This is a genomic window from Pseudomonas fluorescens group sp. (genome assembly GCF_020093335.1).
GTDB classification, from domain to species: domain Bacteria; phylum Pseudomonadota; class Gammaproteobacteria; order Pseudomonadales; family Pseudomonadaceae; genus Aquipseudomonas; species Aquipseudomonas petroselini.
On the sequence record NZ_JAIOKW010000029.1, the window covers coordinates 38,665 to 55,875 of the forward strand.

12 protein-coding genes are annotated in these 17,211 nt (G+C 61.8%); 1 reads left to right on the forward strand and 11 read right to left on the reverse strand.

Annotated features, from left to right (window positions below; translation table 11 throughout):
- Positions 1-15: 15 nt before the first annotated feature.
- From K7431_RS23240 to hutC, 5 genes are all read right to left on the reverse strand, one after another.
- On the reverse strand, positions 16-981 hold the full coding sequence (locus tag K7431_RS23240) for an ABC transporter substrate-binding protein (protein WP_012721775.1): 966 nt from the start codon (positions 979-981) through the stop codon (positions 16-18).
- A 69-nt stretch (positions 982-1,050) separates the two neighbouring features.
- On the reverse strand, positions 1,051-2,496 hold the full coding sequence (locus K7431_RS23245) for a purine-cytosine permease family protein (protein ID WP_012721774.1): 1,446 nt from the start codon (positions 2,494-2,496) through the stop codon (positions 1,051-1,053).
- 78 nt (positions 2,497-2,574) lie between these two features.
- Positions 2,575-4,245: a urocanate hydratase gene (gene hutU / locus K7431_RS23250; protein ID WP_012721773.1), complete on the reverse strand. Its 1,671-nt coding sequence runs from the start codon at positions 4,243-4,245 to the stop codon at positions 2,575-2,577.
- A gap of 406 nt (positions 4,246-4,651) precedes the next feature.
- Positions 4,652-5,212 (reverse strand): HutD/Ves family protein, encoded by a 561-nt coding sequence (locus K7431_RS23255; RefSeq protein WP_012721772.1) that lies wholly within the window; start codon positions 5,210-5,212, stop codon positions 4,652-4,654.
- The gene (hutC, locus tag K7431_RS23260; RefSeq protein WP_224265956.1) at positions 5,209-5,919 is read right to left on the reverse strand and encodes a histidine utilization repressor; all 711 of its coding nucleotides are present in this window, start codon (positions 5,917-5,919) and stop codon (positions 5,209-5,211) included. Before hutC ends, K7431_RS23255 begins: the two co-directional genes overlap by 4 nt.
- 147 nt (positions 5,920-6,066) lie before the next feature.
- Between hutC and K7431_RS23265 the strand changes: the two genes are divergently transcribed.
- The gene (locus K7431_RS23265; RefSeq protein ID WP_012721770.1) at positions 6,067-7,431 is read left to right on the forward strand and encodes a formimidoylglutamate deiminase; all 1,365 of its coding nucleotides are present in this window, start codon (positions 6,067-6,069) and stop codon (positions 7,429-7,431) included.
- A 129-nt stretch (positions 7,432-7,560) separates the two neighbouring features.
- Here K7431_RS23265 and K7431_RS23270 read toward each other — a convergent pair whose 3' ends face one another.
- The 6 genes from K7431_RS23270 to K7431_RS23295 form a co-directional block, all read right to left on the reverse strand.
- Positions 7,561-8,130: a lipocalin family protein gene (locus K7431_RS23270; protein ID WP_012721769.1), complete on the reverse strand. Its 570-nt coding sequence runs from the start codon at positions 8,128-8,130 to the stop codon at positions 7,561-7,563.
- Positions 8,131-8,160: 30 nt separating this feature from the next.
- Entirely contained in the window at positions 8,161-8,415 is a 255-nt protein-coding gene (locus K7431_RS23275) for a hypothetical protein (RefSeq protein WP_012721768.1), read from the reverse strand.
- Positions 8,416-8,591: 176 nt separating this feature from the next.
- Complete coding sequence (locus tag K7431_RS23280) at positions 8,592-9,602, reverse strand: class 1 fructose-bisphosphatase (protein ID WP_003237460.1); 1,011 nt, start codon at positions 9,600-9,602, stop codon at positions 8,592-8,594.
- A gap of 108 nt (positions 9,603-9,710) precedes the next feature.
- Entirely contained in the window at positions 9,711-11,066 is a 1,356-nt protein-coding gene (locus K7431_RS23285) for a DUF3999 domain-containing protein (RefSeq protein ID WP_012721767.1), read from the reverse strand.
- A complete protein-coding gene (locus K7431_RS23290) occupies positions 11,063-14,587 on the reverse strand; it encodes a DUF2339 domain-containing protein (protein ID WP_012721766.1) in 3,525 nt (1,174 codons plus the stop codon). Before K7431_RS23290 ends, K7431_RS23285 begins: the two co-directional genes overlap by 4 nt.
- A 159-nt stretch (positions 14,588-14,746) precedes the next feature.
- Entirely contained in the window at positions 14,747-17,197 is a 2,451-nt protein-coding gene (locus K7431_RS23295; protein WP_012721765.1) for a glycogen/starch/alpha-glucan phosphorylase, read from the reverse strand.
- Between the last annotated feature and the right edge of the window lie 14 nt (positions 17,198-17,211).

The window sequence follows — 17,211 nt, forward strand, 5'->3', positions numbered from 1 at the left end:
CCGGGCACGCTTGACCTACAAGGCCGCGTCGATTTTCTTGGCTGCGTCTTCACTCACCCAGGCGTGCCAGACTTCAGGATGTTCCTTGAGGAAAATTTTCGCCAGTTTCGGCGACTCAATTCGCTCCTTGGCCATGCGACCCAGGTTCTGGTTCAGCAGGTCGATGGGCAGGTTGACCTTTTCCAGCACGGCCACCAATTCCGGGGCTTGCTCGTGGAAAGCCTTGGACAGGCCAACCTTGATGCTCACGCTTTTATCCACGCCGGGTTTTTCTTCCAGCTTGACCAGGTCGACCTGGCCCATCAGCGGCGTGGGCGACCAGTAGTAAAACAGGATCGGCTCGCCGCGCTTGTAGCTCGACAGCACCGCCGCATCCAGTGCCGGGCCGGTGCCTGGGCGGAAGTTGGTGTAGGTGCTTTCCAGGCCGTAGCTCTTCAGCATTTCGCTGTTGTCCAGCTCGCAGGTCCAGCCGGCCGGGCAGTTGTAGAAGCGGCCCTTGGACGGCTCTTCCTGGTCCTTGAACACCGAGGCGTATTTGGCCAGGTCGGCGATGTTCTTCAGGTCCGGCGCCTTGGGTTCCAACTTGCGCTTGGCGTCGCCTTCGATCACGTAGCGCGGCACGTACCAGCCCTCGATGGCGCCGACAATCGGGGCACCGACGCCGACGACTTTGCCGGCCTTCTCGGCCTTGTTCCAGACTTCACTGCGGCCGACCCATTCTTCGGCAAACACTTGGATATCGTTGCTGCTCAGGGCGTTTTCCATGGTGATGGAGTTACCCGGCAGGCTGTCGGTTTTGCAGTCGTAGCCTTTTTCCAGCACGGTTTGCAGGATGTCGGTGAGCAGCATGCCGCTTTCCCAGTTCAGGCCGGCAAATTTCACTGGTTTGCCGGATTCGCACCAGCCGGCCGCCTGGGCGCCAGCGCTGGCCAGCAAACCTGCAGAGAGCAAGGTGGCCAGCAGGGTCTTATGCATTTTCATTGTTGTGACGCTCCCAATCTTGAAATGGATTACGGCAGTCAGTAGGCATCCTGCCCTGTCCACGTCCCATCAGGCTTGTGCGGCCAGCCCGTTTGTTGTTGGTGTAGCGCCCTGCTCTACCGGCAGGATCAGGTGATCGGGCACTGTGCCGTGCCATTTTTTCGCACACAGGTAATACAGGGCTGCAGGCAGTACCAGACCGATGATCCAGGAAATGTCCACGTCACCCAGCGCGGCCACCAAGGGGCCGGTGTAGAACTTGGTGGAGATGAACGGCAATTGCACCAGCACGCCGAACACATAGACGCTGATACCGAGCAGGTTCCAGCGGCCGTAGCGACCGTTCGGGTCGGCCAGCGCCGGCACGTCATAACGCTCGCGAGTGATGCAGTAGTAGTCCACCAGGTTGATCGCACTCCAGGGCGTAAAGAACGCCAGCAGGAACAGGATGAAAGACTTGAACGCACCGAGGAACGAGTGCTGGCCCAGCAACGCGATCAGGGTCGCGGTACCGACGATGACCAACACGAACACCAGACGCTGCAGGCGCGTGACCTCCAGGCGGCCACGGAAGCCGCTGATGATGGTCGCAATGCACATGAAGCTGCCGTAGGAGTTCAGCGTAGAGATGGTGACCTTGCCGAACGCGATGCTGAAATACAGCAGCGCAGCGGTGGCACCGGTGCCGCTCAAACCCACGATGTAGGCCACTTCGTGACCGGCGAACTGCCCGTTGGACATGGCCGCGGCAAACACGCCGAGGACCATCGCCACCTGCGCGCCAATGACCGAACCGGCGCCGGCGGCAAGGAAGGTTTTCACCGAAGACGTCGCGCTCGGCAGGTAACGTGAATAGTCCGCCACGTAAGGGCCGAAAGCGATCTGCCAGGAGGCCGCGAGCGACACCGCCAGCAGGAAGCTGCTCCAACTGAAGTGGCGGATTTGCAGGAGGGCGCCAACGTCGGTCTGGCTCACCAGGCGACTGAACAGGTAGACAAAGGCAATCACGCCAATGACGCTGGCGACGCGGCCGATGAAATGGATTACCCGGTAACCCAGCACGGTGACCAGCACAATGACACTGGCGAAGATCAGGATGCCGACGCTGTCACTGACCCCAAACAACTGGCCCAGCGCCTGGCCGGAAAGCACGGTGCCGGTGGCGGTGAAACCGAGGTACATCAGGCACACCAGCACGATCGGGATGGCCGCGCCGTAAACGCCGAACTGAACCCGGCTGGAGATCATCTGGGGCAGGCCAAGCTTGGGACCTTGCGCCGCATGCAGCGCCATGACACCGCCGCCGATGAGTTGACCGATCAACAGACCGATCAACGACCAGAACACATCACCGCCCAGCACCACGGCCAGGGCCCCGGTGACAATCGCGGTGATTTGCAGGTTGGCGCCCATCCATAGGGTGAACTGGCTCAACAGACGACCGTGTCTTTCCACTTCCGGGATGTAGTCGATCGAACGCCTTTCGATCAACGGGGTGGTGTCATTTGCAGCCATGTTGTTCAACCTCTGATGGATTGTTTTCTGGTTCACTGCAGATCAAATGTGGGAGGGGGCTTGCCCCTCCCCCCTGGGTTACTTGATCATCGGCAGGTTCAGGCCCTGTTCCTTGGCGCAGTCGATCGCGATCTGGTAGCCGGCATCGGCGTGACGCATCACCCCGGTGGCCGGGTCGTTGTGCAGTACGCGGGCGATCCGCTCAGCCGCTTCGTCGGTACCGTCGCAGACGATCACCATGCCGGAGTGCTGGGAGAAGCCCATGCCCACGCCGCCGCCGTGGTGCAGCGAGACCCAGGTCGCGCCGCTGGCGGTGTTGAGCAAGGCGTTGAGCAGCGGCCAGTCGGACACAGCGTCGGAGCCGTCCTGCATAGCTTCGGTCTCGCGGTTCGGGCTGGCGACCGAGCCGGAGTCCAGGTGGTCACGGCCGATCACGACCGGCGCCGACAGCTCGCCGCTGCGCACCATTTCGTTGAACGCCAGGCCGAGCTTGGCGCGCTGGCCCAGGCCAACCCAGCAGATACGCGCCGGCAGGCCCTGGAAGCTGATGCGTTCGCGGGCCATGTCCAGCCAGTTGTGCAGGTGGGCGTCGTCCGGGATCAGCTCTTTGACTTTGGCGTCGGTCTTGTAGATGTCTTGCGGGTCGCCGGACAGAGCCGCCCAACGGAACGGGCCGACGCCACGGCAGAACAGTGGACGGATGTAGGCCGGTACGAAGCCTGGGAAGTCGAATGCGTTTTCCACGCCTTCTTCCTGGGCCATCTGGCGGATGTTGTTGCCGTAGTCGAAGGTCGGGATGCCTTGTTTCTGGAACGCGAGCATGGCTTTGACGTGCACGGCCATCGATTGCTTGGCGGCCTTGATCACGGCGGCGGGCTCGGTCTTGGCGCGGGCGCGGTATTCGTCCCAGGTCCAGCCGGCCGGCAGGTAGCCGTTGAGTGGGTCGTGGGCGCTGGTCTGGTCGGTGACCATGTCCGGGCGTACGCCACGCTTGACCAGTTCCGGCAGGATTTCCGCCGCGTTACCCAGCAGGGCGATGGAGATAGCCTTGCCTTCCTGGGTGTATTTGGCGATACGCGCCAGGGCGTCGTCGAGGTCGGTGGCTTGTTCGTCGACGTAACGGCTGTTCAGGCGGAAATCGATGCTGACCTGCTGGCACTCGATGTTCAGCGAGCACGCACCGGCCAGGGTTGCAGCCAACGGCTGGGCACCGCCCATGCCGCCGAGACCGGCGGTGAGGACCCAACGGCCTTTGAGGTTTGAATCGTAGTGCTGGCGACCGGCTTCGACGAAGGTTTCATAGGTGCCCTGGACGATGCCTTGGCTGCCGATGTAGATCCAGCTGCCGGCGGTCATCTGGCCGTACATGGCTAGGCCCTTGGCATCCAGTTCGTTGAAGTGTTCCCAGCTCGCCCAGTGCGGCACCAGGTTGGAGTTGGCGATCAGTACACGCGGGGCATTGCTGTGGGTCTTGAACACACCGACCGGTTTACCAGATTGCACCAGCAGGGTTTCGTCGTCGTTCAGGTGGGTGAGGCTCTCGACGATCTGGTCGTAGCACTCCCAGTTACGTGCCGCACGGCCGATACCGCCGTACACCACCAATTCTTTTGGGTTCTCGGCCACTTGCGGGTCGAGGTTGTTCATCAGCATGCGCAGCGGCGCTTCAGTCAGCCAGCTTTTGGCGGTGAGCTTGTTACCGTGGGCGGCACGGATTTCGACGTCACGGTATTTTGTAGGCTTGGTCACAGCTAGGACTCCTCGGCGATCGACGCGCATGCTTGGTGAGTGCGAAGACGACTCTTACGCACACATCTTTACTTGTACATACAAGCATATGCAATCGAGCGGCCAACTTTCCGGGCGAGGTGTTTGGATTTTTTTGGAAAGTGCGTGCAAGCCTTGGAAATTAAGGCTTCAAGGCATGATGAAATTTCTTAAGAGGCAGGTTTACGGCGAGGGAGGTTTGTCACCAGAGCGAGGTTTTGCGCCACGCTGGGGCATTCGGTAACAAATTGGTGCGAGGACTGGAAACAGATTATGTAAACAGCGCAAAAACAAATGTGGGAGGGGGCTTGCCCCCGATAGCAGTGTTTCAGTCATAGATGTACCGACTGATCCACCGCCATCGGGGGCAAGCCCCCTCCCACATTTTTTAACCGCGCTGGGTCAGTTCGATCAGGCAGCAACGGCCCGTGACCGAGATATCCAGCAAGCCAGCGTTACCGTCCACTTGCAGGCAATCGTGATGGCCGAGTTTCTCGCCCAACACCTTCACTTCATCCGCCACGCTGAACACCAACACCGTCTGCGCCGTGCTGAAAAACCGCTGCACGCCATCCACCCACTGCAACCGCGCGTGGTAACGCTCTGGCGAATAGATCAGGTTGAAATCGCGGATCGGCCCCGTGATCAATCGGCAGGACACCTGGCTGTCACCCCTGAACGCAAAGGGTTGCAGCGGTAACAACCCGCGCTGCTCTTCACCATCAACGGTCAACACCATGCCGGCACCTTGGATCACGGTGATCACGCGCTGGTAGCCGGCGAAGCTGGAAAACCCGCCCGACTCTCCAATATCGGCAATCGACAGGCGCCAGCCAAAGCCCTCTAGGCCAGTGCCTGCATCACGGGTGATTTCTTCGGTACTGCCACCGCCGTTTTTCCACGGCATGCGCACGTAATCGACGGCGCGCCAGACGCTTATTGCACTCATTTACTGAAACGTCCTTCCAAGCTATGACGGGAACCGGGGTGGATCAAACGCGCGGCAGTCACCGGCTGACGGCCAGACCAGGTGCGCCTGCGAATCAACAGGCATGGCTCGGTAGGCTCGATCTGCAGCAACTTGCATTCGGCGGCGTCGGCGAGGATGGCTTCAACCACGTGCTCACCTTCGGTCAGCGGCGCCACCTGGTTCAAATAGGCATAGGGCGTCTGCTGGGTGAAATCCTGCTGCAGGTATTCCGGCGCGACCAGGGCGTTGACGAAGCGGTCTTCGATTTGCACGGGGATATCGTTTTCGAAGTGCACGATCAGCGAGTGGAACACCCGACCGCCTTCGCGCATTTCCAGGGCGACAGCGCGCTCGGAACCGGCGGCCTCTTCACCCAGGGTAATGACCTGGCACGTATGGCGATGACCGCGAGAGGCGATCTCATCGGCAATGTTGTGCACTTCAAACAGCGCGGATTGGCTCTTGGGCTCGGCGACGAAGGTGCCCACGCCTTGCATGCGCACCAGCAGACCTTCGGCGGTGAGCTCGCGCAGGGCGCGGTTGATGGTCATGCGGCTGAAACCCAGCTGGCTGACCAGTTCGCTCTCCGACGGCACGCGGTAATGGGGCGGCCAGTTGCCGTTGAGGATCTGCTGGCTGATCATCTGTTTGACACGGGCATACAAGGGCGCCGGACTTTCGTCCATGTGGGCAGCCAGTGGAGACTTGGCGGGCGGAGTCGGCACAGGGAATCCTTGCAGGGGGAAAAGATGCATAGATTGCCGGAGTTTACCGAGCAGGCAAACGTCTGTATATGTATATACAAATAAACACACGACCGGGGTGCCTTGATCATGTCCGCTTTCTTTGCCGAACGCGCGCTGCTGCCTAATGGATGGGCCAATGATGTACGTCTTGAAGTCAGCGCCGATGGGCTGCTGACACAGGTTGAGGCCAATGCCAGCGCAGAGGGTGCCGAACGGCTGAGAGGCCCGGTATTGGCGGGCATGCCGAACCTGCACTCCCATGCATTCCAACGTGCCATGGCCGGTTTGGCCGAAGTCGCCGGCAACCCGAATGACAGTTTCTGGACCTGGCGCGACCTGATGTACCGCATGGTGGGCAAGATCAGCCCGGATCAATTGCAGGTGATCGCGCGCCAGCTGTACATCGAGATGCTCAAGGCCGGCTACACGTCCGTGGCCGAGTTTCACTATGTGCACCATGACGTCAGCGGCCAGCCGTATGCCGACCGCACGGAACTGTCGCGTCAGATCAGCCAGGCAGCGGCCAGCAGCGGGATCGGCCTGACGCTGGTGCCGGTGCTCTATACCCATTCCGGTTTTGGCGGCCAGGCGCCCAATGAGGGCCAGCGCCGGTTTATCAACAGCACTGAACACTACCTGGACCTGCAAGCACGCCTGCAGCCGGTCCTCGCGGCGCAACCGGCGCAGCAGTTGGGCCTGTGCTTCCACTCGTTGCGCGCGGTCACGCCACAGCAAATCAGTGACGTGCTGGCCGCCAGCGACAAGGCGTGCCCGGTGCATATCCACATCGCCGAACAACAGAAAGAAGTCGACGACTGCCTGGCCTGGAGCGGCAAGCGCCCGCTGCAATGGCTCTATGACAATGTCGACATCGATGAACGCTGGTGCCTGGTGCACGCCACGCATGCCGACGCAGACGAAGTGACACGGATGGCCAAGAGCCGCGCCATTGCCGGCTTGTGCCTGACCACCGAGGCCAACCTCGGTGACGGGATTTTCCCGGCGGTGGACTACCTCGCCCAGGGCGGACGCATGGGCATCGGTTCCGACAGCCATGTTTCATTGAGCGTGGTGGAAGAACTGCGTTGGCTGGAATATGGGCAGCGCTTGCGTGATCAACGGCGCAATCGCTTGTATCGCAGCGATCAACCGATGGTCGGCCGCACGCTGTTTGATGCCGCCCTGGACGGTGGTGCCCAGGCATTGGGACAACCGATTGGTCAGTTGGCAGTGGGTAAGCGTGCGGATTGGATTGTGCTGGACGGTAACGACCCTTACCTGGCGACAGCGACAGAGGACGGGATTCTCAATCGCTGGCTGTTCGCAGGCGGTGATCGGCAAGTGCGTGATGTGCTGGTCAACGGCAAGTGGGTGGTGCGGGACGGGCATCATGCCGGCGAGGAAGAAAGCGGCCGTGCGTTCACGCAGGTCTTGAGGGATTTGCTGGGCTAACCGGCAACCCATAACCCATGTGGGAGGGGGCTTGCTCCCGATGGCGGTGTATCAGTTTCAGACGTGCTGACTGACACATTGCAATCGGGAGCAAGCCCCCTCCCACATTGGATTGGCGCTGGTCCAGAGTTACTGCGAAGTCTTCGCCATCTGCTTGTCCGACGTGCGCCAGATCAGCCGTGTGGTGTCATACCCCTGCTGCCGCGCCCTGCTCAGCAGGTCTTCGCGGGTGTCCGCATTGACCGTCGGCGTGCGCGACAATATCCACATGTAACGCCGGCTCGGGCTGCCGACAATCGCGGTCTTGTAGTCATCGCTGACGTACAGCACCCAGTAATCGCCCTTGGCAACGCCCGGCAATAGGGCGGTAAACCAGTTATTGAATTCCACCCAGAGCTTGTCGGTCTTGCCCGGCACTTGCGGCGTAGCCGTGCCCTTGGCTTCTTCCCACTTCCATTCGGTCGTCAGGCAGCGGTTGAACACCGACATATCGCCATCCGGCAGCAGCGTGTAGCGCGCCTCGGACTGTGCGCAGTTGCGTTGGAAGTACATCGGCAATCGCGCCAACTCATACCAGGTGCCCTGGTAACGCTTGAGGTTGACGTTGTTCGCGGTCTTGGGTTGCAGATCATCGCCAGAATGGCTGGCGCAGCCCGCCAAAAACAGGCTGGCGCAAAGGAACAAAACAAAACGGATCATTCTTCTTCTCCCGCAGGCTTTCGCCCCGGTTTACTTCAGGCCTTGCCCGGAAAACATCAGAACCTTGTCACCGGCATATTGAACGCTGATAAAGCTGTTTTTATCGCCCCAGGTGCAACTGGACATGCCCAGTGCGCCGGAACAATCAGTCGGCTTGCCCAGCAACGACTCGACCTCTGTCTTGGCCATGCCAGCCGACAATTTTTGATAATTTTCTTGGTTGACCTTGCTGCAAGCGGCCAACAGCACGCAAAAAGCCAGCAGGGAGAGACGGCGTAACGACATGGAAAAACTCCTGGAGGGACTGAGCAGCATGGGGGTCTGCCAGAAGCTTAGAAGGGAAAAGAGGTTTCTGGTTCCCGATGAGCAAAAACAAAAAAGCCCCGAAAACGCTGAAACGTTTCGGGGCTTCTTCAAGGGTGAACCGGCTCACAACAACGCCGATCACTTATCGCGAAGACTTACTTCTTGTGGTAGGCCGTCACGCGCTCAACTTCTTCCTTGGAACCCAAGAACACCGCCACACGCTGGTGCAGGCCTTCGGGCTGAATGTCGAGAATGCGCTGGTGGCCGTCGGTGGACGCGCCGCCCGCTTGCTCGACCAGGAAGGACATTGGGTTGGCTTCGTACATCAGGCGCAGTTTGCCTGGTTTGGACGGCTCGCGGCTGTCACGTGGGTACATGAACAAGCCACCACGCGTCAGGATACGGTGCACGTCAGCCACCATCGCGGCGACCCAACGCATGTTGAAGTTCTTCTTCAACGGGCCTTCTTCGCCCGCCATCAACTCGCCCACGTAACGCGTGACCGGCTCTTCCCAGTGGCGCTGGTTGGACATGTTGATCGCAAATTCCTGGGTGGATGCAGGAATGGTGATGTCTTCGTGGGTCAGTACGAAGCTGCCCATTTCGCGGTCCAGGGTGAAGCCTTTGACGCCGTCGCCCAGGGTCAGCACCAGCATGGTCTGTGGGCCGTAGATGGCGTAACCGGCAGCCACCTGCTCGGTGCCTGGCTGCAGGAAGGCCTTTTCGTTCAGGGCTTCGTTCTGGCTCAGGTATTCGTTCGGGCAACGCAGTACCGAGAAGATGGTGCCAACCGGTGCGTTGATGTCGATGTTGGACGAGCCGTCCAGTGGGTCGAACACCAGCAGGTACGCGCCTTTCGGGTATTTGCCCGGGATCTGGTAGGCATTGTCCATTTCTTCGGACGCCATGCCGGCCAGGTGACCGCCCCATTCGTTGGCTTCGAGCAGGATCTCGTTGGAGATGACGTCGAGCTTCTTCTGCACTTCGCCTTGCACGTTTTCAGTGCCCATGCTGCCCAGGACACCACCCAGTGCGCCTTTGGACACGGCGTGGCTGATTTCCTTGCAGGCACGCGCCACCACTTCGATAAGGAAGCGCAGATCGGCAGGCGTGTTGTTGCTGCGGGTCTGCTCAATCAAATAGCGACTCAAGGTAACGCGGGACATGGAAGGCTCCGGAGAATGGGGGGCTAAAAACCCGCGCAGTTTAGCGCGAGTCGGGGCGTATTTCCTCCTATCAGAGGATTTAAACCCAATAGAGTTCATGGACTTTATTTAACGTGCCACCGGCGGCTTGCGCAGCAAACTGTAGGCCATGGCGCCCAGTGCCGCCACGCCGAGCAGCAGCACGGCCCAGAGGCCGAGCTTTTTCCAGTCCGTCCCGGCCTCGACAGCAGCGGCGGCGGCAGGTGACGTGACCACCACTTCACCGACAACCTTGGCCTGCCCCACTGTCTTGAGACGCTCGGCGTTGTAGTCCGGGATCAGGGTGGAAAGCGGAAGGTTCGCCGCCTTGGCCGACGCACTCCCCAGCGCCAGCGTAAACGGCGGCTCACCCCGAGCCAGGAACACCAACTGCGTGGCGCGCACCGCAAATCGCAGCGCCGGGGCTTCAACGCCCAGGCCACCGCCGCGTTCATCCACCTGCAATTTCAGCTCGGCAACCGGTTGGCCCGGCAGCTGCAGTTCATCCTGCACCACGTCTTTGCCATTCTGGGTCAGGCGATACAGCAAACCGTTGCTCAGCGGCTGCCACGCCTGTTTGCTGTCCCTGCGCCCCGCCAACGTCACGGGCGCCAACGTGTTGGGTTGCTTCAACTCGATGCGCAGCCGCTCGATACTCAGCCCCATGGGCAACTGCCAACTGTATTCACCGGCCTTGAGCCGCATGCCTGCCAGTGGCTGCGACCAGACCCATGGCAGCGGCAAGCTGCTACTGGTCGCGCTCACCAGCTTGGCCGAGGTCAGCAACGGCGCCGCCTGGCCTTGCCAGACCAGCCGCAAGTAACGCGCCGGTTGCCCAGGCAGGCTCACGTCATGCTGCTCGACCCGTTCGTCGGCGAACGACAAGCGCGCCACCTGTCCATCGCCCCAGGCGTCCCAGTGCTGCAAGTCATCACTGGCTTCAATGCTGAAACGCTGGAAGCCCTCCTGCTCGCGGCTCCAGTCCAGGCTCAGTTGCCGCAGCGGCGCCTTGATTGCACTGGCGTCCAGCACCCAGCCACGCAGCACTTGCTTGCCGGGTTTCGTCGCGGTGGACGGCTTGATTTCAACCAGGGTGCCTGCGGTAGTGGCCTTCATCACCACGTCGGGCAAGGCTTGCTGGGTGTCGGCGGCGTACAGCGGAAACCACTTAACGTCGGTGACATTGCGGCTTTCGGTGCGCTGTGAGGACTGACGCGATAACGCGTAGGCTTGCGGCTCGCCGGCAGCGTTGAATACCCGCACATCGCTGAGATCAGCCTGGCGCGCATTCAATTGCACGGCCAGCGGCAGTTCCAGGCGATACCAGGGCCCACTGCCGCTGATGCTCAGTGGCACCTGGGTGGTGAAGTCGGCAGGCGTTTCCTGCGCCCACACTGACAAGGCCGTACACAAGCCGACCACGACCACGCTCAACTTACCGATCAAGAGGATGCTCCTTCAGTTTCCAACGCAGGTTCGGCACGCTTGGGCGGCAGTGGTGCAAAGTAACCTACCACCAGCAACAACCCGCCCACACCGATAAACGACACGATCCGCGCCAGGCCGCCGCGGTTGCTCAGTTCGACAAAGAACAGCTTGGCCACCACCACCGCAATCAGCGCCGCGCCGATCAGCCACACGTCACGACGATGGCGCAGGTGGCCGCCGATCATCAGGCCGAGGGCGATCAAGGTCCAGACGATCGACAGACCTGCCTGTACCAGCATGGACTCAAGCAACGCGTCCAAGTGAAACGGCACGCCGCCCCAATGATGGGCGGTGCGCATCACCAGCGCGGTAAAGAAAGCAAACAGCGAGACGCCCGCGACACCCTGGGCGATCAGCTCGGCGCGCGGCCCGCGCTGTGGCGCCACACTGCGGGACCACAGGTACACACCCAGCAGCGCGAACAACAGGCCCAGGTCCAGAGGGTTGATCAGCGGCACAAAGGGCAGCGGCTTGGCCGTACCGTCGCTGAAGCTGTTCGCCAGCCAGAACCAGCCGAGCATCAGCACCGCCAATGGCAAGGCCGCCAACACTCGATATTCCTTTGGATACGCCGCCACCGGCCATGGCCAATTGCGCGGCGCAGCAGCCAGCACGAGATACAGGCTTGGCAGAATCGCCCAACCCAGCCAGCGCCAGGCGTTGTACTCGGCCGACAGCCTCAGCAGACCGTAGCGCAACTCCAGCGCCAACAGGCCGATCAGCATCCAGCAGCCCAGCACGTGGGCCACGCTCAGCGCCTTGGCGGGAGCGATCGCCGCCAAACGCCGCAGCGAGATGAAATGCACCGCAAACACCGCCGGCCATGCCAGCCAGCCGTACTGCGCCGCCGGGTGGTAATAGGTATGCGCGCACACCAGCAACACCACGCCCACCGCCGGCATCAGCAACGTGCACAATGTGCCCAGCGACGCCCAGTTCAAACGCGATGCCAGCAGCATCCAGATCGCCACGCTGATCGCCGCGCCGCCCAGCAGGAACGCGCCCTGCAATTCCTGTGGAATAAAGCGCAACACTTCGCTGACCAGCGCCAACGTCCACCACGCCGCGCCCCACACCAACAGCAGGTCGGACAGGCGTTGCAGTTTCAACACGGCAAACACCGGCGCATGCGGTTCACGCTGCAAGCGCCAGGCGCCGACCAGTGCGGCCAGGCCCAGCACCATCGGCGTCCAGAAACCGCTGTGGGCCAGCGGGCGCAAACCCTCGTGGGTCAATGGCCCCAGCAATTCGGGTACCGCCAGCAGGAAAGACCCGCCGCCGATCAGTTGCAGCAGCAAGCCGAACACAAAGCTGACGCGTTGTTGCAGGTAAAGGCTCAGCCAGATAATCAACAAACCGCTGGCCGCCCACACGCCGCTGGCGCTTTCCCATGGCAGCACGAACAACACGGCAAGATTGATCAGTACAAGACCCGCCAGCAGCACCACCGACAACCCGCGCAGCAGTCGGACATCGCCGCGCACCCTGTCATCGCGTGCCGCCAGCAGCATGCCGCCGATCAAGGCCAGGCCGATCAGTGAAGCGGTCAACAAACCACTCCAGCCCGCATTGAACACAGCCGCCCCGTCGCCACCTTGCAATCGCAGCAGGAACAACGCGCCGCCCAACAATTGCACAGCAAACGCGGCGAACAGGAAGGTACGCGAGCCGATGCGCAGACCGATGACCAGCGTCACCAGCCCAGCGATGGCCCAACTGATGGCGGTGCCTTGGGTCTGCAACAGCAAGGGCGCGAGCAGGTACAAAAAGCTCAAGCCAAGGCTCGCCAGCACGGGCAGACCTTTGCGCTCCCAATCCGCCGCCTGCTCGGGCGAAGCCTTACGCAGCTGATCAAAGCTGAACAACAGCGCCGCGCCCAACAGCAACGCCCCCAGCGGAGCGCCGTCGAGCAACGCCTGTTCACCGACGCGCAGTTCACTGAGGAACGCCAGCGCCGAGCCCACTTGCATCAACACGCCAAAGGCCCGCGCCAATGGCCGCTGCTGGCGCAAGCCGAGCCAGAAGATGCCGGCACCTTCCACCGCCCAGGCCGCCGCCGTCCAACGTGCGTCGAGGCCCAGGGGGATCGCCAGGCTGGCAAAGATTACGCCCAAGGCCAGGCAAGTTTCCGCCAGCAGCAAGGCACGCCCGCCGCTCAGCAGTCGGGCCAGGCCCATGTAGAGGATGCCCAGGCCCAAGGCGCTGAACGCTGCGGCAAATTCCAGGTGCTGCACCAGGGCGAACTGCAGGCCGAAGCCCACGAGCGGCGGGCCGAACAGCATGCTGCCGTCGACATAATCACCTTTGGCCGCCGACCAGCGCAGCAGCGCGCCACGGCTGTCATCCTCAGGCGCGTCGCGCAGCTCGAGCAATTTGCGCCGGGCGAACAACAGGCCGATGGCCAGGTACATCAGGAAAAACAGGATCAGGAACGGCTCGGTACTCCACAGCAGTTCCGGTGTGTAGGAACGCATGCCCCAGGCGAAGCCAATACCAAAGGTGCCGACAAAACCGATGAGGTTGAGCAGCCGCCAAGCCTTGAACCAGGCGATGGCAAGAATGCCGGCGTTGAGCAGGGCGAAGTAACTGAACAATGCCACATGGTTACCGGCGCCGGTCGACGTGAGGATCGGTGCGGCAAAACCGCCGAGCGCCGCTGCGCACGCGAGCCCGAGTGCATCCTGGGTAATCGCCAGGATCGCCGAAAACACCGTGACCGCCACCAGCAGCCCAAGCGCCGCGCTCGGATCAATCAGCGGGTGCAAACGCATCGCGGCGAACACCGTGAGGTACAGCACGGCGATACCGGTGCCTTGCAGCATCAAGCCGTAATGGCTGTTACGCAGGCGCAGCCACCAGCCCAGGCCGAGCAGCCCCAATGCAGCTGCGGCGACGCCGGCGTAGCGCACCTCGATCGGCACTACCATGCCCTCGGTGGCATAGCGCAGCAGGAAGGCCAGGCCGAGGAACAACAGCACCACGCCGACCCGCAACACGGTATTGCCGCCAAACAGCCAGTTGCGCGCGCTACTGATGGCACGCTCGATCAGGTTGGGGCCACGGGGAATGGCGGGCTCTTGCAGGCGCGGGGTCGGGGCGGGCGTCCAGACATCGTCCGGCAGCGGCTGGCTCGGCTCGGCGACCACCGCGACGGGCGTCAACTCGGCAGGCAGTTCCCACACCAGCTCGGGCGTCTTAGCGACAGGTGTTGGTTGCGCAATAGAGGGTTCAACAAACGCAGTGCTCGCAGGCGTGGGCGTGGGCACTTCCAGTTGGCGCAGGCGCTCACCCAGGGCTATCAGGGATTTCTGCGTGGTTTCCAACTGACGAGCCTGCTGGTCCGCCTGGGCCGACAGCTTCGCCAGGCGAATCGCCTGGCCAATGCCCAACCCCAGCAGCGCACCGATGCCCGCATCACTGAACGACTCATCGAGCGTCCAGCCGAGCACCAGGCCAATCAGCATGAAAATCCATTGCATGGTCGATATTCCCTAGGCAAACCGGCGCTCAGTATATCGACGCGGGCCCAATGTGGGAGGGGGCTTGCCCCCGATAGCGGTGCACCAGTCGACATATCTGCAAACTGACACTCTGCTATCGGGGGCAAGCCCCCTCCCACACCTTGGGATCAGCCGTGTTTAGTCGAGCGCTTTCCAGATCTCAGTAGCGTACTCGCGGATCGTCCGGTCCGAAGAGAACCAGCCCATACGCGCGGTATTGAGTACCGCCGAACGCCACCACGCCTTGGAGTCATGCCAATGCGCTTCGACCCGCGCCTGGGCATCCCAATAGGAATCGAAGTCGGCACACACCAGGAAGCGGTCGTAGTCGATCAACCCGTCGATCAAGCCCACATAGCGGCCCGGGTCATCCGGCGAGAACACCCCGCCGCGGATCGCTTGCAGCACATCGTTGAGACGATGGGACGCGGCGATGTCCGGCCCGGCGTTGAATTCACCGGCATGCTTGCGGGCTTCCACCTGCTGCGCACTGAGGCCGAAGATAAACATGTGATCGGCGCCCACGCGCTCGTGCATCTCCACGTTGGCGCCGTCCATGGTGCCGATGGTCAGCGCACCGTTGAGGCCGAACTTCATGTTACTGGTGCCCGAGGCTTCAAAGCCGGCCGTGGAAATCTGCTCCGACAAATCCGCCGCTGGGATGATGCTTTCCGCCAGGCTGACGTTGTAGTTAGGCAGGAACACCACCTTCAGCAACCCGCGCACCGTCGGGTCGTTGTTGACGGTGCGGGCGATATCGTTGGTCAGCTTGATGATCAACTTGGCCTGGTGATAACTCGCCGCTGCCTTGCCCGCGAAGATCTTCACGCGCGGCACCCAATCGGTGCCAGGTTCGGCACGAATGGCCTGGTACAGCGCCACGGTGTGCAACAGGTTCAGCAGTTGGCGTTTGTATTCATGGATACGCTTGACCTGCACATCGAACATCGCCGCCGGGTTGATCGCAATCCCCAGGCGCTCGTGAATGATGTCGGCCAGCGCGCGCTTGCTGTGCAAACGTTGGTCGGCGAAGGCTTTGCGGAAAGTCTGCTTCTCGGCGAAGGTTTCCAATTCGCCCAGGCGGGTTTCCATGTTGTCGAGAATGTCCGGGCCCAATGCCTCCACCAGCATCTGGGTGAGCTTCGGGTTGGCCTGGTACAGCCAGCGGCGGAAGGTGATGCCGTTGGTTTTGTTGTTGATACGGTCCGGGTACAGCTTGTGCAACTCGGAAAACACCGTGCTGCGCATCAGTTGGGTGTGCAGGCCGGACACGCCATTGACGCTGTGAGAACCGAGGAATGCCAGGTTGCCCATGCGCACGCGACGCCCGTTGTCTTCTTCGATCAGCGACACCGCGCGCAGCACATCAAAGTCGTGGATGCCTTTGGCGCGCAGCGAGTCGATATGCTGGGCGTTGATCAGGTAGATGATCTGCATGTGCCGGGGCAGCATGCGTTCCATCAGGCCGACCGGCCAGGTTTCCAGCGCTTCAGGCAGCAGGGTGTGGTTGGTGTACGACAAGGTTTCGACCGTCACGTCCCAGGCGGCTTCCCATGGAATGTCGTGCAGGTCGACCAATTGGCGCATCAACTCCGCCACGGCGATCGACGGGTGGGTGTCGTTGAGTTGGATCGCGGCGTGCTCGCCCAGGCTCAGCACTGAGCCGTGCATGTTTTTGTGGCGGCGCAGCAGGTCCTGCAGGGACGCGGAGACGAAGAAATATTCCTGGCGCAGGCGCAGCTCCTGCCCCGCTTCGGTGCTGTCGGCCGGGTACAGCACTCGGGAGATGCTTTCAGCGCGGGCCACTTCGGCGACGGCGCCCAAGTGGTCACCGGCGTTGAAGCGCTCCAGGTGCAAGTCTTCCACCGCCCGGGCACGCCACAGGCGCAGGGTGTTGACGCTGGCGCCACGCCAGCCGACGACGGGCGTGTCGTAGGCAACGGCGCGTACGGTTTCGCTCGGCGACCACACTTGGATTTGCTTGCCGGAGGCATCCGGCAGCGTTTCGACGCTGCCGCCAAAGCCGATCGGGTAAATCACTTCGGCCCGTTCAAACTCCCACGGGTTGCCGAAATCCAGCCAACGTTCGGTCTGCTCCTGTTGCCAGCCATCGACAATCGCCTGGCGGAACAAGCCGTGTTCATAACGGATGCCATAACCGTGGCCGGCAATGCCCAAGGTCGACATGCTCTCCATAAAGCACGCCGCCAAGCGGCCCAGGCCACCGTTGCCGAGCGCCGCGTCGGGCTCCAGCAGGCGGATGCGCTCCAGGTCGACGCCCAGCTCGGACAGTGCTTCGCGCGCGATTTCGAGCACGCCAAGGTTGCTCAGGCTGTCGTAGAGCAAACGACCGATAAGGAATTCCAGCGAGAGGTAATACACCCGCTTCTGGCCTTTGCGGTAAATCCGCCGGGTATGGTCCATCCAGTGGTCGACCATCTGGTCGCGTGCGGCCAGGGCAATGGCTTCGAACCAGTCATGGTCGAAGGCGTGATCCGGGTCCTTGCCCACCGCGTAGGTGAGTTTGGTCAAGACGGCATCGCGAAATGCGGCTACCTCTGCTTCTCGTGCAAGTGGTTCCTGAGACATCAATTGCGACCTCG

Excerpts from the sequence above, each read along its gene's own strand:
- K7431_RS23240 (WP_012721775.1), bottom strand. The coding sequence starts at position 981 with ATGAAAATGCATAAGACCCTGCTGGCCACCTTGCTCTCTGCAGGTTTG.
- K7431_RS23245 (WP_012721774.1), bottom strand. The coding sequence starts at position 2,496 with ATGGCTGCAAATGACACCACCCCGTTGATCGAAAGGCGTTCGATCGAC.
- K7431_RS23255 (WP_012721772.1), bottom strand. The coding sequence starts at position 5,212 with ATGAGTGCAATAAGCGTCTGGCGCGCCGTCGATTACGTGCGCATGCCG.
- hutC (WP_224265956.1), bottom strand. The coding sequence starts at position 5,919 with ATGGACGAAAGTCCGGCGCCCTTGTATGCCCGTGTCAAACAGATGATC.
- K7431_RS23265 (WP_012721770.1), top strand. The coding sequence starts at position 6,067 with ATGTCCGCTTTCTTTGCCGAACGCGCGCTGCTGCCTAATGGATGGGCC.
- K7431_RS23270 (WP_012721769.1), bottom strand. The coding sequence starts at position 8,130 with ATGATCCGTTTTGTTTTGTTCCTTTGCGCCAGCCTGTTTTTGGCGGGC.
- K7431_RS23275 (WP_012721768.1), bottom strand. The coding sequence starts at position 8,415 with ATGTCGTTACGCCGTCTCTCCCTGCTGGCTTTTTGCGTGCTGTTGGCC.
- K7431_RS23280 (WP_003237460.1), bottom strand. The coding sequence starts at position 9,602 with ATGTCCCGCGTTACCTTGAGTCGCTATTTGATTGAGCAGACCCGCAGC.
- K7431_RS23290 (WP_012721766.1), bottom strand. The coding sequence starts at position 14,587 with ATGCAATGGATTTTCATGCTGATTGGCCTGGTGCTCGGCTGGACGCTC.
- K7431_RS23295 (WP_012721765.1), bottom strand. The coding sequence starts at position 17,197 with ATGTCTCAGGAACCACTTGCACGAGAAGCAGAGGTAGCCGCATTTCGC.